The sequence below is a fragment of the Undibacterium sp. SXout20W genome (assembly GCF_049340285.1).
Lineage (GTDB): Bacteria > Pseudomonadota > Gammaproteobacteria > Burkholderiales > Burkholderiaceae_D > Undibacterium.
Genome location: NZ_JBMPPH010000015.1, coordinates 78,358 through 93,088, shown reverse-complemented (window position 1 = coordinate 93,088; position 14,731 = coordinate 78,358). Strand labels below are relative to the sequence as shown.

Sequence of the window (14,731 nt, the reverse complement as noted above, 5' to 3'; positions counted from 1 at the left end):
GAGGAACGAACGAAAACACGAATGGATTGATTAGGCAATACTTTCCGAAGAACAGAGATTTCACCACGATTACACAACAGGAGATTGATCACGCCATGAATAGACTGAATAATCGACCAAGAAAAAGATTAGGATACCTTACACCCAATCAGGTATTCTTCAAAAATACGCTTGCACTTCAAAATTGAACTCGCGTATCGTAATAAAAGTAAACTTTACTTATTTATTCCTTGTTTCGTGTTGCTGATTGCTTATTGCTGATTGTTTATTGTTTAGTGTTTATTCTGACCGATATCGACTGTTTTAGATTTGTCAGTATTTGGAATTTTTTTTGCCTTGCCATTGCCTAGAGGGCTAATCCGTACGGCTTTCCCTTTGTTTTTACACGGATATTCTGACCATGCAGTGTGGCCATTTTCTTCGCACTTAAACACGGCGGTTTGTGCCAGACAATACGCTGGTAAAAAGACAGAAATCAGGTAAGCCAGGACAATTTTTTTTATCATGATGTGTTCCGTGTACTTACGCTGTGAGAACCCAGGTCTCAAACACCGTATGCTTTGGCGTTAAGAAGTGAAGGCTGATTCTTCATCATAACATGTGAATGTCGCTGTAAGGTCAGGAGCACGCAGAAACCCGCGATGAGCGGGTTTCTATTTCATACAGAGAATGGTTGGCAGAAGAAAATTGACGCCGAATTAACCGTTTTACATCAGATTTAACAACTTCGCCTGCGCGGTCAATTCTGCTCTAAAATCAGGATGCGCAATCGAAATCATTTCTTGCGCGCGTTGCTTGGCCGATTTTCCGCGTAATTGGGCGACGCCAAATTCGGTGACAACGTAGTTGATATCATTCTTTCCGGTCGTTACGTGTGTACCGGGACTGAGCGTGGGCACAATCCGTGTGATGCTATCTTCTTTAGCTGTTGATGGTAAAACAATAAATGCCTTACCATCTTTAGAACGATTCGCCGCCCGTACAAAGTCGACTTGCCCACCCGTTCCTGAATACGGAACATGCGCCAGACTTTCGGAACCGCATTGTCCCAACAAATCAATTTGCAAGGTCGCATTGATGGCCACTAACTGATCATTTTTAGCTGCCAGATATGGGTCATTGGTAAAGTCGACGGGATGCATTTCCATCATCGGATTACGATGTAAAAATTGATATAATTTTCTTGAACCCAGAGCAAAAGTCGCCACCATTTTTCCGGGTAAATAGTTTTTTCTACGGTTGGTGACAGCGCCACTTTCAACCAGCGTGAGAATACCGTCACCGATCATTTCAGTATGAATGCCTAAATCATTTTTGCTCGTCAATTGCATTACGACAGCATCAGGAATGCCACCGTAACCAATTTGTAACGTCGATCCGTCCTCGATCATATCGGCAACATATTTACCAATCGCTTGTTGTACCGGACCAATTTTTGGCAAGCCAACTTCCGTTACCGCATCCGCACTTTCCGTAATCGCTGCAACCTGAGAAATATGGATACGGCAATTGCCATTTGCATACGGGACATTAGGATTAACTTCGATGACAACTGCTCTCGCTTTTGCAATCGCTGCCATCGTGTAATCAGCCGCCAGACTCAGTGAAAAATAGCCGTCCTCATCCATCGGCGAGGCAATAGAAAAAACCACATCCGAGCGGATATAACCACGTTCAATCAGCTGTGGCATTTCCGAAAAATAGCTCGGAATGAAATCAATGATGCCAGCTTGCCCACCTGCCCTTGAAGCCGCGCCGAAAAAGAAGGCTAAATGGCGTACATGCTCGGTTGTAGTGGGATCAAAATAACCGTATTTTTTGACCGCCAGAATTTGTGCCACCGTCACGCCATGAAACCGGCGGCGGTGCTCAGATAAAGCAGTCAATAATGCCGGAGGTTCGCCGACACCGGTGGGAACGATAATGCTGTCGCCGTCTTTTACCAACGATAAAGCGTCTTCCGCAGAGCACAATTTTTGCTGATATAAAGCTTGAAATGACATGTTAAACCACGCTTTCTATATTTTTGTCGACCTCACGCCTATCATGGTTTGCTTTCTGAAATCTGTCTTTTATAAAGACGAGCAATCTCAGACCTTCAAACCATAATGCGCTGCAGCATGAGTTCTATTTATGTAATGAGTCTCCGTCTGCTACAAATGCTGATCTAGCTGCATTGAAGACAACGGTAAGCGTTGCGAACAACAATATTCAGTCTGGTGATTCTCGAATCACCACCGCAGCCATACCACTTCTTTACGAGCCACCGAATTCACTTGTAGACTATGCCCTTGATCATTCTCCTCAGACCTTACATGAAGATGACATTGCGGCATGTACGCGACACTGATTTTCAACAAATTGCAACGTGGATCAACGATAGCAAGGCTTGCAAGCGGTGGGCCGGGCCCACAGTCAAGTTTCCCTTCGTTCATACTGACTTAGGTCAGATTTTGGATAAAGCAGGGGCAGTTGGACGAGCGTTGACGAGCGAAGAAGACCAGTTATACGGATTTGCGCAATATTGGCCCCGAGATGCTTTGCGCACTCACCTTGGGCGTATTATTGTTAACCCAGCACACCGCGGACAAGGTATTGGCAAGGTACTTTGCCAATTATTGATCGACGCCACCCTCGACGCAACGACCACGCCTATCATCAGTTTGCGGGTTTATCGGGACAATCATGCTGCACTTCATCTTTACGAACAACTTGGTTTTGAAGCTCGTGAAGACGATTCAAATGACGAGGTCCTCGCCATGGAAATATGGCGTCAAGTTAGCAAGACGATATAATGCATTTCACTATCTTAAAAATTTTCCTGCTTTTGCTTCAAGAAGCGTCACCAATTCGGGCTGCATAAATTCGTCGTCATCAGGAATATCTAAACAAATTACTCGCTTACCATTTAAATAGGCTTTAAATTTTTTGGAAAGTTTGCTTCTATGCGCTTTTTCCATGACAAATATGATGTTTGCCCAGGCTAATTGTTCCGAGGAAAGCGGTACATTTGCATCGTTGCCAAGCCCCGCGGAATCCGTTTCCACAGTTGGCCAGGTCGAAAATAACTGTTCTGCGGTCGGGCTATGCAATCGATTTTGCGTACAAATAAATAATGCTCGTTTCAATTATTTATGTCCTGTTATTAAGCGTGCCGTGTCACCTGCGCGTGATGGATGGGCAGTGAGCAAACTGTGCTTACTCACTGTCTACTTCAGGATGCACACACGGCATCCATGTTGGCGCGACGGCGAAACAGACAATAACTATCTTTGCGATTGAACGTACGCAATAAATGCTGGTCTGGCGGCGTCGCTTTCTGCGGTGATTTTCTGCACATGTGGATTTACGCCAAGCAATTTCAATAAAGCACCAGCCTGCGGCAAATCGTCCAAGGGACTGAATTGGAACAGCCTTTGCGCAACCTGAATAGCAGGGCTGACACTGTACAAGAAATAGATATCGGCTAAGGTAAAGTGATCGCCAGCAACATAAGGGGAAAATTTAGCGTGACGTTTCAGGGTCGCAAAACCTGCGCGCAACTCAGTTTCTGCTTTGGCTTTAATCACATCTGACACAACTCCACCAAAAAACGCTTCGTTAAAACACAGCCTTGCTGGTAATTCGATATAGAGCTCGATTTCCTTCATCAAAGTTCGCACCTGCGCGCACTCAAATGGTGACGCTGGTAACAGTTGCTGTCCTTCTTGACTATCTTCGAGGTACTCAAGAATGGCGTTGGTCTCGTTGATAAAACCAAATTCCGTTTCCAGAAACGGCACCTTGCCACGCGGGCTATGCGCGAGAAATTCCGGGCTATTGTTGGGATACGCAGTGACTATCTCGAATTCAAGACCTTTTTCCAGTAATGCCAAATGAACCATATTGAAATAATTACTGACGGCAAATCCGTGTAGCTTAAGCATGAAGTCTCCTTGTGATTGGATGGATTGGGCTATGTAAGGCAACAATGGTCTGCGAAGGAGCTACCGACTACCGCCCTCACATTTGTCAATGAAATTCAAAAACCACTTTCATTCGCCATTGTTATTGCTGTGCTTCATATGCCTCGATTTCAATTATATTGCCACTAGCGTCAAATCAATGTGGTTTTACTGGCCTAATGTGAATACTCGATACAAACTTGTACTAGTAACATTACTTTGCTAACTCTAGGTCGGCAGTGATCGTTGGAACAGGTTCTGGAATAGTTTGAATGGCTTGAATGGCTTGAATAGCGCAATCGTCTGTATCAGTGAGCAAGATGACTTTTGAGTTAAAGTCAGTTGTTGCTTTTTGTTGAACCACTTGCATCGCAATAGCGCGTGAATCGACCACTGGTTTCGGATGCCGAAAGAAAAACATACATTGCACTCCACATTTTCAAGTTGCATGTTATTTGTATTCGAAATGTTATTTATCAACATCTGTCACTGAAAAAAAATCGACGTCTGTTTGATGCCAAGTTGAAATTTTTCGATCTTCGATACAAGGTTGAAAACGGTGTTCGAACAGATAAGTACAAGAAACCCTGTATACGACACCCCGAAACTCGACAAAACGCTGTGGCAGCACGCATTGATAATTCTCGGCATAATGAGAACTTATTTGTTTTATCACCCACATCAACGAGGCTACCATGATAGAAGTCCATCACCTGAAAGAATCGCGTTCCCGTCGTATCACCTGGATGCTGGAAGAGCTTGGGCTAGACTACAGCGTTATCAGTTATGACCGTGACGCCACAACACGTCTGGCGCCACCGGAACTCAAAGCGATTCACGCATTGGGCAAGGCCCCCGTGATCAAGGATAAGGATTTAGTGCTTATTGAGTCAGGTGCGATCCTTGACTATCTGGTCGCCGAGTATGGCCATGGTAAATTCGTGCCAACCAAGGGTACAGCAGACTATTATCGCTATCTGCAATTCATGCATTACGCTGAAGGTTCAGCGATGCTACCTCTGTTATTGAAGCTCTACGTAGGGCGTCTTGGTGAAGCCGGTGCACCGTTGCATCCGCGTATCAATAGCGAGATCGCAAATCATTTGGGTTATTTGAATGCGGAATTGGAAGGGCGCGATTATTTTGTCGGCGATGCATTGACTGCAGCCGACGTGCAATTGTCGTTTGTGGCGCAAGTTGGCGTGCGTAATGCAGGGCGCGATACATTTCCGAATCTGACGCGGTTTGTGGAGTTGATAGAAGCTCGTCCAGCCTACCAACGCGCAGTGCAAAAATATAGCGAGTAACCCCGTCAATACGACGTACTCGCTATCTTTGTGCCGGTACTAAGTGGCGACGTTTTAGTTTGATGACTGGCGGCGGTAAGCGCACCACGCCAGCATTGACCATGACAACAAAAATGCCAGACCGCCAATCGGCGTGATCGCGCCTAGCCAGGTAATTCCCGTCAGCGCCAGCACGTATAAGCTGCCACTAAAAATGACAATTCCCACCAACATCAGCACCGCCGCTCGGGCCAATAAACGTGCACCACTCCATTGCGCCATGAGTATGCCCAGCCCGAATAAACCGAGTGCATGCACCATTTGGTAATGCACTGCCGTCTGCCAGATCGTCAACATGTCAACGCTCAACACCGTCTTAAGTCCATGCGCACCAAAGGCGCCGGCCGCCACGGCGACCAACATATTTAAAGCGGCGAATACGATGCAGGTGGTTTGTTTCATAGAACGGTACTTTGAATCGATGATTCTGCTTCTTTTGGCGGGCCATTCGTGATTAATTTACGCATGAATGGAATTAAGACAAATAATACGACACCGACCGCGACACTACCCCAGCCTAACATACCAAACACGTGGCTATAAGTGGGATTGGTCGTCACTGCCGTACCATCCGCAGCTTCTGGCACCATACCAGAAAAATCGCTCGACAAAATCGAAGCAATACCAGTCGCCAACATCCAGGTACCCATCATCACACCTTGATATTTTGCTGGTGCGAGACGACCAATCATCGCGTATCCCACAGGAGAAATCAGCAGTTCGCCAATACTCTGAAATATATAGCTAATAAAAAGCCATTTAAATGCGACCATGCCCGTGGACGGTGCCAGAATAATACCAAGTGGCAGAACTAAAAAGCCCAGTCCAATCAAAACCAATGCGGTTGCAAATTGCAATGAAACATCAATGTTCCAGCCCTTAGCGCGCAATTGTTTAAACCACATTGCCATCAAAGGGCCACCAAACACGATCACAAAAGTATTGATGTTTTGTATCCACTGCGGGGCGATTTCCATGCCCATCACCATACGGTCGACATTGCTGACCGCAAATAACTGCAAGCCTGTTGGCGCCATTTGATAAAGGGTCCAAAACACGACCGAACCCAGCGTAAACACGAGGTATGCAGACATATTGCGACGCTCACGTTTATCTGGATGAATAAAAGTAAGATAAATCAACACCAGCGCCACCAGAACACCAATTGCCAAAATAATTTGCGCCGTCGATTCCGCCTGATGCAACATATAAAAAACCACTGGTACCAAGCCGAATAAGACGGCCAGCCCCACCAACATTTTTTTCTTAAATTCTGTTGGCGTCGATAACGACAAAGGCGTGTCGCGGTCTTTTAAAGTCCTCCAGTTGAATGCCGCTAAGACGATAGAAATAAAGTTGCCGATGGTCGCAAAAATAAATAAACTAGAATAATCTTCCAGCAATTGATAATAGCCAGCGGCGCTAAAGCCAATAAAAAAGCCCAGGTTCATGCCAGCATAATTCCACAAGAATGCGCCCTCACGACGATTATCTTCGGGCGCGAAACGCTGCGTCAGCATCATATTGATGCAGGTAACATTTAAGCCGCTACCGGTCAAAAACAAGGCTAAACCCCAATACATTTGCATCACGGTGCCACCAGAAATACAGGCGCAACCTAGCACTTGCAAAATCATCCCGCCGACAAACAAATTCCGGTTGCTGATAAACCGCCCCCCCAGATAGCCGCCAAATAAGTGCAGGCCATAATTGAAGGCACCGAAGACACCCATGATGGCGGTCGCTTCCTTGACGCTGAAGTTGAGTTTCTTGGTCGCATATAAGACTAATGTCGAATACAGGATCGCAAAACCGAGCGTAGCAAAAATTTGTATAAAAAATAAAGCAGCAGACCCTTCAGGTATGCTTGATAACTTTTGTTTAATGATGGACAAAATCGACTCCCGTTTGTGTGGCGAGCATTGTAAAGCAGAGCCAGAGCCGCAATGTGGTATTTGTGGTGTGCGCTGCGGGATGACGAATAAGATTCAACCAATTTAAAAATGACCGAATAAAGTCGGTCATTTTATGGAAAAAACTAATTTTGTGAATTCAAGCTTGGACGTATTTCCTGTTACAGATGCCATTGATATTGTTATCCACGCCAATCCTGATGTACGCCTTATTGTGTCATTTGTACTATAGAAAGCGATTGCTCTTCGTAGAGCCAAGCCGGGTGTGGCCCGGCGGCCACTTACGAACGAAAAAGACCCACGCAGGTTGCCCCCTCCCTACAAGACTGAGCAAAAAAAATGACCAGACGAAACTGGTCATTTTGTATTTTTTCTATTTTTTTCTATTTTTTCTATTATGTGATGATTTGATTACGCCACTTTTTGCTGTGCTTTTGCCGTATTAAATTCAGCAAACAAACTCGCTTCTTTATTTTTGGCTGCGGCCAGATGACGCTCTTTGACATGACCGTAACCGCGGATATCTTCTGGAATACTTGCCACCGCCACCGCTTTTGCCAAATTATCTGCATTCAACATAGGCAGCAATTTGCTGATCGTTTGCTTGTAGTCGACAGGCAATGCGCGTTCCATACGGCGTTCTTCAGTGTAGCCGAAGATATCCAACGCGCCGCCACGTAAAGACTTCATGCTGGCAAGTAAGCCAAATGCTTTCATCATCCATGGACCAAATTGCTGCTTAATCAGATGACCTTGTGCATCACGTTTGGCAAACAATGGCGGTGCCAGATGGAAGTTGATTTCGTAATCACCTTCAAACATATCGGCAATTTTCTTCTGGAACTTGCCATCGGTGTACAGACGAGCAACTTCATATTCGTCTTTGTACGCCATCAGTTTGAACAGATATTTCGCAACTGCTTCTGTTAAACGTAAAGGCTTGCCATCAGCAACTTTGGTTTCGGCAGCTTTGACCTGTGCCACAAAGTCAGCGTATTGCTGTGCATACGACACGTTTTGATAATCCGTCAGGAAAGCAATGCGTTTGTTGATCGTGTCTTCCAGACTTGGCGCACGTTTCAACTCGACCACTTGTGCTGGTGTCACCAAACGTTTTACGGCTGCCAAATCATGCGCCGCCAGACGGCCCCAGTTGAATGCTTGTTTATTGAAATCAATCGATACAGCATTGAGTTCAATGGCACGCATCAACGCCACGCCTTCAAGTGGCACCCAGCCTTTTTGCCATGCGTAACCGAGGATAAACATATTGGTCGCAATATTGTCACCCATCAGTGCAGTCGCAATCGATGCTGCGTCGATCAGATCAACGCGGCCTTCGCCACAGGCTTTGATGATATCTTGCTCTGCGGCCTCACCAGGGAATTGCCAGTTCGGGTTTTTGATGAAGGTCGAAGTTGGCGTGCCATTGGCATTGATCGCGGCAAATGTACGGCCTTCACCCATGCGTGACAAGGCATCTTTGCCAGCAGTCACAATCAGATCGCAACCGATAACCAGATCCGCCATACCAGTACCAACGCGTGTCGACTGGATGTCTTCTGCCTTATCAGCCAAGCGTACGTGTGACATCACCGCGCCGCCTTTTTGCGCCAGGCCTGTCATATCCAGCACAGAACACGCTTTGCCTTGCAAATGCGCCGCCATCGCCATGATCTGACCGATAGTGATGACACCTGTACCACCCACACCAGTGACCAACACGCCAAATGGTACTTCGGTCTTGGGCAGAGATGGATACGGTAAGGTATTCACATCTAAAGCGTTACCTGCTTCGATTTTGGTCTTCGCTGGCTTCTTCAGCTTGCCGCCTTCCACCGTCACAAAACTCGGGCAGAAACCGGTCACGCAAGAGAAATCCTTGTTGCATGAAGATTGATTGATCTGACGCTTACGACCTAATTCGGTTTCCAAGGGTTCGACGGACAAGCAGTTAGATTGCACTGAGCAATCGCCGCAACCTTCGCACACCGCTTCATTGATCACCGCGCGTTTGGCTGGATCAGGGAAAGCTGGCTTGCCGTTTTTGTCGAATTTTTTCCGGCGGCGGCGTTTTTCTGAGGCACAGGTTTGGTCATAAATCATTGCCGACACGCCTTTGCATTCACGCAATTCGCGTTGTACGGCATCGAGCTCGGAACGATGGCGCACAGTCACACCCGCAGCCCATGGATAACCGGCTGGGTATTTCTCTGGTTCATCAGTGACAACGATAATCGGATTGACGCCTTCCGCAGCGATCTGACGTGAAATCATGCCAGGATCGAGTGGGCCGTCAAATTCCTGACCGCCCGTCATCGCGACGGCATCATTAAACAGAATTTTGTAAGTGATATTCACGTCACCAGAAACCGCAGCACGGATTGCCAGTAATCCTGAGTGGTAATAAGTACCGTCTCCCAGATTACAGAACACGTGTTTTTCGTTGGTGAATGGTGACGCACCAACCCACGTCACACCTTCCGCACCCATGTGTGTGAACGTCGACGTTTCGCGATCCATCCAGGTCACCATGTAATGGCAACCGATACCAGCTAATGCGCGACTACCTTGTGGAACTTTAGTCGAGGTATTGTGCGGGCAGCCAGAGCAGAAATGCGGCACCCGATCTTTATTGGCATCTGGCTTACCGACCGTATTGAGCATTTGCTCTTTGGCTTCCAGATAGGCTACACGTTCTTGCACGCGTTGTTCAACCGGGTGTCCGGCAAAGTAGCGCGTAATACGTGAAGCAATCGCACGGGCAATCTGTGCCGGGCTTAATTCATAGGTTGCAGGTAATAACCATTCACCGTGACCAGAACCATGAACATTGCTCCATTCGCCGGAGTCATCGAATTTACCTACCACGCGTGGGCGAACACTATCTTCCCAGTTATACAGTTCTTCCTTGAGTGCATATTCAAGAATCTGACGTTTTTCTTCGACCACCAGAATTTCTTCGAGGCCGGTGGCGAATTCGCGGACACCTTCGGATTCTAACGGCCAGGTCATGCCGATTTTATACAGGCGAATACCAATATCTTTGGCAACTTGTTCATCAATTCCCAAGTCGGCCAAAGCCTGACGGGTATCGAGGTACGATTTGCCGGCGGTGATAATACCAATCTTGGCACCTGGGCTATCCCAGATAATTTGATTTAATTTGTTGGCGCGCGCATAAGCTAAGGCAGCGTACCATTTGTAATTATTCATGCGCGTTTCTTGCGCCAGAACCGGATCCGGTGTGCGGATGTTAACGCCATCAGCAGGCAAGACAAATTCCGCAGGAATGATAGGTTGAACACGATCAGGATCAATATCAACGACTGCACCAGATTCAACGATGTCGGTCACGCATTTCATTGACACCCATAACCCGGTGTAACGGGATAATGCGATGCCATGCAAACCGTAATCCAGATATTCCTGGACTGTCGACGGATACAGCACCGGAATACCACATGCTTTCAGAATGTGCTCACTTTGATGGGCAGCTGTCGATGATTTTGCAGCATGATCATCACCCGCGACGACCAGTACACCACCATGTTTTGACGTGCCTGCTAAGTTGGCATGTTTAAAGACGTCACCACAACGATCAACACCTGGCCCTTTGCCGTACCACATCGCAAATACGCCATCGTATTTCGCGCCGGGGAACATGTTGACCTGCTGCGTACCCCACACTGTGGTGGCGGCCAGATCTTCATTCACACCAGGATGAAATTTAACGTGATATTTCGATAAATGCTTTTTTGCTTTAGCGGCAGTCAGATCGACATTTCCCAGCGGTGAACCGCGGTAACCGCTGATGAAGCCAGCAGTGTTAAGACCCGCTTTTTCATCGGCTTGGCGCTGTAGCATCATCAAGCGTATTAAGGCCTGGGTGCCGGTCATAAAAGCGCGTCCGCGCTCCAGCGTGTATTTGTCGTCAAGAGTAATCGAGTGATCGATTAGCGTCTGTTGTTCAGGTGTGAGTGGTGCGTTCATGGGGTCTCCGTGCTCTTATATTTTCGTGTTGCGATGCTTATTCACAACAAAATAGAATCACCTTGTGGGTGCATCATATACTTTTAATTGTGTGCGCACATTAACATGCTGTATCGCCCGACCACATGGACAGTGCATCACAAAAAGACCAGTACAGTATGACTGACACTTCAATAAAGTGTACTGGTCAAGTTTTACTCGTCCTAGACGTTAGTCGTCTTAAAATCCCTAATACCAGTTCGATTTATTTGCATTAAAGATATTTTTTAATTGTTTCATTTGTGTAACAATACAAAATCACGCGCCATGTTTAGGAGTTTTTATGTCTTCGATCATAAGTAACATTCTGCGACCCGCCAGCAAATTATTAAGCCACTTGAGTCTACGCGCGAAGTTACTCGCCGTATTTGTCATCGCTCTTCTCCCCATTTTCTGCATGAGCAGCTACTTGTTGCAACGCGCCAACACCGATCTGGACGTTGCAAAAGGGGAATTCAATGGTATTGATGTTGGTGTTCATCAGATGGATTTGGTGATTCAAACACAAAAACATCGTGGCCAGACCAATCTGAAATTGGCAGGCGAAAATGTTGATGAGGCGTTAGAAAAAATTCGCACAGCAATGAAAGCAGATATCGCCATTGTCGCAGAGGACGTCAAAGCGAAACCGGAATGGCAACTCGCTGCAAGTTGGGAGCCGTTACAAAATGAATTAGGTCAGCTGGTCGCTGGAAAAATCGCCGGTAACGCGCTGGAAAACCGGCGTCAGCACACTGCGCTCATCAAACGCTTACAACAATTGTTATCCTTAACAGCGGAACAAAGTGGTCTGCTACTCGATCCTGAGGCAAATACGTATTTTTTGATGGATACGTCACTGCAAAAATTACCGATTTGGATAGAGCAAATTGCGCAACTCCGTGGAATAGGTGCGGGCTATGTCAAGTCTAAAACTATGCTTCCCGCCGACCAAGCAGCGGTGACAGCGCGTCTTGACGCCTTACAAACGGCACTAGACGCTGTTGATCAGTCGCAAGGGCCATTGCAGAGAGCCGGCGAAATCATCCCGCCAGAAGCCGCGCTAGCAATCAAAGCCAGTCAGGAATTTGCCGCTTTGAGCAAAAAAAGTCTGCTAAGCGAAGAAGTCAGTGGCGATGCCAACATGTATTTTGAACAGGGAACGAATGCCATCAATAAAGCTTTGGCTTTACAAAAAGTACTAACTTCTCGCTTACATTTGTTGTTAGAACAACGGGTTCATCAGTTGCAAACCAGCAAGCTGGTGATATCCGGCGTTACAGTGTTTTGTGCCTTATTGACGATTTATTTTTTATTAGCCTTTTATCGCAACTTAATGCAAAGCGTTTTCACGTTGCGTGAATCTGCACAAGCTGTGTCGAGCGGCGACCTGACGCGGCAGATTCACGTCGATGGTTCAGATGAACTCGCCAGGACAGGTCAGACTCTGGAGGAAATGAACCTGCAATTGTCCTCGTTGGTTGCCACGGTGCGCAGCAATTCGCATATGGTGTCACAGGTCGGTAAAGGCTTGGCCGAGAATATCAGTGATTTATCTGCACGAACCGAACAACAAGCTTCCAGCCTTGAACAAACCTCCGCCAGCGTTGAAGATCTTGCTGATACCGTGAAGAAAAATGCCGACAGCGCAACCCAGGTCGATCATATGGCATCGACGGTGACCATGATCGCTGAATCGGGTGGTGAAACGATGTTGCAAGCCGTGACATCCATGCAGCAAATACAGACTAGTGCATTAAAAGTTCAGGATATCGTTAGCATCATCGATGGTATCGCCTTTCAAACTAATATCCTGGCCCTCAATGCTGCGGTCGAAGCCGCTCGCGCCGGTGAACAGGGTCGCGGTTTTGCTGTGGTCGCGGCAGAAGTCCGCAATCTGGCGCAACGCAGCTCTGCCTCTGCGAAAGAAATCCGGACCTTGATTGACGAATCAGTACATCAAGTCAAGGATGGCGTCGCGAAGATTAATGATGTGAATCGAACTCTCAGTGATATTGTCAAAGGTATTCGTGACCTTGCAGGCAGTATTAACCAAATTTCGATGGCCTCGGTCGAGCAAAGTAATGGCCTGAGTCAGATCTCTGAGGCTTTGCGTAATTTAGATGAAATTACGCAAAGCAATGGTCAAATGGCGGAACAAGCTAAATACGTAGCGATGAATCTCGAAGATCGTGCAAGCGGCTTAGCGACCTCTGTTTCTGCATTTAAGTTACGTCAGGGAACTGCCAATGAAGCGTTTGCGCTGGTCAAGAAGGCAGTGGCCCTGTACTCGCAAAAAGGGCAACATGCGCTTGCCATGATTACTGCAGATACGCAACATCAGTTTGCAGACAAAGACATGTATGTATTCGCCTTTAACCGCCAGGGTCAATATTTGGCATTCGGGAATAATGCCGAAAAACTTAAGGTCAATTTGTTCAATGTCCCAGGTCTGGACGGTAAGAAGCTCGTATCAGACGCCTTTAATGTCGGTGAAAATGGCGACTGGATTGATTATCAAATTACCAATCCTATTTCAAAGAAAATCGAACATAAGACCTCGTATATTGAGATCGTCAGTGACAATATCGTGATTGGCTGTGGCATTTATAAAACCTGAGTGATGACTACAGCAGGATGGGTTTCCCGCGATATAATGGGCGGATGAAAATCAAATTCACCAAAATGCATGGCGCCGGCAATGATTTTGTCGTGATAGACGCCATTAACCAGGATATCCAGTTCACTCCAGAACAATGGAAGCACATTGGCGACCGTCGATTTGGGATCGGGGCCGATCAAATTCTCGTGGTTGAACGTGCGCAGCAAGCTGATGTAGATTTCCGCTACCGTATTTTTAATGCGGATGGCGGCGAAGTCGAGCAATGCGGCAATGGCTCACGAGCGTTTGTGCGCTTTGTGATCGACAAAAAGCTCACCGACAAGTCCAGCATCCGGGTAGAAACCATGAGTGGCATCATTGAGCCTAGATTAGAAGCGGACGGCAGCATTACCGTCGATATGGGTGCGCCGGTACTCGACCCGATCAAAGTACCGTTCGATAACACGGGACTGAATGCTGTCAAACAAGGTGATGATGCTTTGTGGCCGTTGGTTATCCATGGTAAAGAATGTTTGTTTTCGGTAGTTTCAATGGGGAATCCACACGCTGTACAAGTCGTCAGCGAGGTCGCAAACGCGCCGGTTGCCAATGACGGCCCAGAAATAGAACATCATCTACGCTTCCCACGACGCGTCAATGCTGGCTTCATGCAAGTCAACGATCGCCATCATATTGCATTGCGTGTATTCGAACGTGGTGCAGGCGAAACTCTGGCATGTGGCACGGGCGCATGTGCTGCTGTCGTTGCAGGTATCCGGCGCGGCTTGCTCGATAGCCCGGTTCGTGTGACTATGCGTGGTGGTGAGCTGTCAATTGCATGGCAAGGGGAAGGAAAATCTGTCATGCTCAGTGGCCCGGCTGTTACGGTCTTCGAAGGCGAAATTAATCTCTGAT

Annotated in this window: 13 protein-coding genes; 5 read left to right on the top strand and 8 right to left on the bottom strand. The window is 47.1% G+C overall.

The genetic code is table 11. The annotated features are described in order from the left end of the window. Positions 1 to 188: transposase (locus tag ACO0K1_RS10240; protein WP_423025315.1), on the top strand; the 188-nt coding region annotated here is incomplete at its 5' end. Positions 189 to 272: 84 nt separating this feature from the next. On the opposite strand, the gene ACO0K1_RS10235 is transcribed toward ACO0K1_RS10240, so the two are convergent. Both ACO0K1_RS10235 and ACO0K1_RS10230 read right to left on the bottom strand, forming a co-directional pair. Further along, positions 273 to 506: a hypothetical protein gene (locus tag ACO0K1_RS10235; RefSeq protein ID WP_423025313.1), complete on the bottom strand. Its 234-nt coding sequence runs from the start codon at positions 504 to 506 to the stop codon at positions 273 to 275. Positions 507 to 707: 201 nt separating this feature from the next. Further along, entirely contained in the window at positions 708 to 2,003 is a 1,296-nt protein-coding gene (locus tag ACO0K1_RS10230) for an acetyl-CoA hydrolase/transferase family protein (RefSeq protein WP_423025311.1), read from the bottom strand. A 312-nt stretch (positions 2,004 to 2,315) separates the two neighbouring features. On the opposite strand from ACO0K1_RS10230, the gene ACO0K1_RS10225 reads away from it, so the two are divergent. Further along, positions 2,316 to 2,795, top strand: a complete 480-nt coding sequence (locus ACO0K1_RS10225) for a GNAT family N-acetyltransferase (RefSeq protein ID WP_423025309.1) — start codon at positions 2,316 to 2,318, stop codon at positions 2,793 to 2,795. Between the two features lie 9 nt (positions 2,796 to 2,804). Here ACO0K1_RS10225 and ACO0K1_RS10220 read toward each other — a convergent pair whose 3' ends face one another. The 3 genes from ACO0K1_RS10220 to ACO0K1_RS10210 form a co-directional block, all read right to left on the bottom strand. Beyond that, positions 2,805 to 3,128 carry a low molecular weight protein tyrosine phosphatase family protein gene (locus ACO0K1_RS10220; protein WP_423025307.1) on the bottom strand — a complete coding sequence of 108 codons (324 nt, stop codon included), beginning with the start codon at positions 3,126 to 3,128 and terminating at the stop codon, positions 2,805 to 2,807. 138 nt (positions 3,129 to 3,266) lie between these two features. Continuing rightward, on the bottom strand, positions 3,267 to 3,926 hold the full coding sequence (locus tag ACO0K1_RS10215) for a glutathione S-transferase family protein (RefSeq protein ID WP_423025305.1): 660 nt from the start codon (positions 3,924 to 3,926) through the stop codon (positions 3,267 to 3,269). Between the two features lie 232 nt (positions 3,927 to 4,158). After that, the gene (locus ACO0K1_RS10210) at positions 4,159 to 4,365 is read right to left on the bottom strand and encodes a hypothetical protein (RefSeq protein ID WP_423025303.1); all 207 of its coding nucleotides are present in this window, start codon (positions 4,363 to 4,365) and stop codon (positions 4,159 to 4,161) included. A gap of 274 nt (positions 4,366 to 4,639) precedes the next feature. Here ACO0K1_RS10210 and ACO0K1_RS10205 point away from each other — a divergent pair, with 274 nt between their 5' ends. Next, positions 4,640 to 5,251 carry a glutathione S-transferase family protein gene (locus tag ACO0K1_RS10205; protein WP_423025301.1) on the top strand — a complete coding sequence of 204 codons (612 nt, stop codon included), beginning with the start codon at positions 4,640 to 4,642 and terminating at the stop codon, positions 5,249 to 5,251. Between the two features lie 54 nt (positions 5,252 to 5,305). Here ACO0K1_RS10205 and ACO0K1_RS10200 read toward each other — a convergent pair whose 3' ends face one another. From ACO0K1_RS10200 to ACO0K1_RS10190, 3 genes are all read right to left on the bottom strand, one after another. Beyond that, the gene (locus ACO0K1_RS10200) at positions 5,306 to 5,692 is read right to left on the bottom strand and encodes a DUF423 domain-containing protein (protein WP_423025299.1); all 387 of its coding nucleotides are present in this window, start codon (positions 5,690 to 5,692) and stop codon (positions 5,306 to 5,308) included. After that, on the bottom strand, positions 5,689 to 7,185 hold the full coding sequence (locus ACO0K1_RS10195) for a peptide MFS transporter (protein ID WP_423025297.1): 1,497 nt from the start codon (positions 7,183 to 7,185) through the stop codon (positions 5,689 to 5,691). Before ACO0K1_RS10195 ends, ACO0K1_RS10200 begins: the two co-directional genes overlap by 4 nt. A gap of 429 nt (positions 7,186 to 7,614) precedes the next feature. Next, positions 7,615 to 11,196 (bottom strand): indolepyruvate ferredoxin oxidoreductase family protein, encoded by a 3,582-nt coding sequence (locus ACO0K1_RS10190; protein WP_423025295.1) that lies wholly within the window; start codon positions 11,194 to 11,196, stop codon positions 7,615 to 7,617. A 322-nt stretch (positions 11,197 to 11,518) separates the two neighbouring features. On the opposite strand from ACO0K1_RS10190, the gene ACO0K1_RS10185 reads away from it, so the two are divergent. Both ACO0K1_RS10185 and dapF read left to right on the top strand, forming a co-directional pair. Then, a complete protein-coding gene (locus tag ACO0K1_RS10185; RefSeq protein ID WP_423025293.1) occupies positions 11,519 to 13,834 on the top strand; it encodes a methyl-accepting chemotaxis protein in 2,316 nt (771 codons plus the stop codon). Between the two features lie 44 nt (positions 13,835 to 13,878). Continuing rightward, complete coding sequence (dapF, locus tag ACO0K1_RS10180) at positions 13,879 to 14,730, top strand: diaminopimelate epimerase (RefSeq protein WP_423025291.1); 852 nt, start codon at positions 13,879 to 13,881, stop codon at positions 14,728 to 14,730. The last annotated feature ends 1 nt before the right edge of the window (position 14,731 follow it).

Excerpts from the sequence above, each read along its gene's own strand:
- dapF (WP_423025291.1), top strand. The coding sequence starts at position 13,879 with ATGAAAATCAAATTCACCAAAATGCATGGCGCCGGCAATGATTTTGTC.
- ACO0K1_RS10235 (WP_423025313.1), bottom strand. The coding sequence starts at position 506 with ATGATAAAAAAAATTGTCCTGGCTTACCTGATTTCTGTCTTTTTACCA.
- ACO0K1_RS10215 (WP_423025305.1), bottom strand. The coding sequence starts at position 3,926 with ATGCTTAAGCTACACGGATTTGCCGTCAGTAATTATTTCAATATGGTT.
- ACO0K1_RS10225 (WP_423025309.1), top strand. The coding sequence starts at position 2,316 with ATGAAGATGACATTGCGGCATGTACGCGACACTGATTTTCAACAAATT.
- ACO0K1_RS10205 (WP_423025301.1), top strand. The coding sequence starts at position 4,640 with ATGATAGAAGTCCATCACCTGAAAGAATCGCGTTCCCGTCGTATCACC.
- ACO0K1_RS10185 (WP_423025293.1), top strand. The coding sequence starts at position 11,519 with ATGTCTTCGATCATAAGTAACATTCTGCGACCCGCCAGCAAATTATTA.
- ACO0K1_RS10230 (WP_423025311.1), bottom strand. The coding sequence starts at position 2,003 with ATGTCATTTCAAGCTTTATATCAGCAAAAATTGTGCTCTGCGGAAGAC.
- ACO0K1_RS10190 (WP_423025295.1), bottom strand. The coding sequence starts at position 11,196 with ATGAACGCACCACTCACACCTGAACAACAGACGCTAATCGATCACTCG.
- ACO0K1_RS10200 (WP_423025299.1), bottom strand. The coding sequence starts at position 5,692 with ATGAAACAAACCACCTGCATCGTATTCGCCGCTTTAAATATGTTGGTC.
- ACO0K1_RS10210 (WP_423025303.1), bottom strand. The coding sequence starts at position 4,365 with ATGTTTTTCTTTCGGCATCCGAAACCAGTGGTCGATTCACGCGCTATT.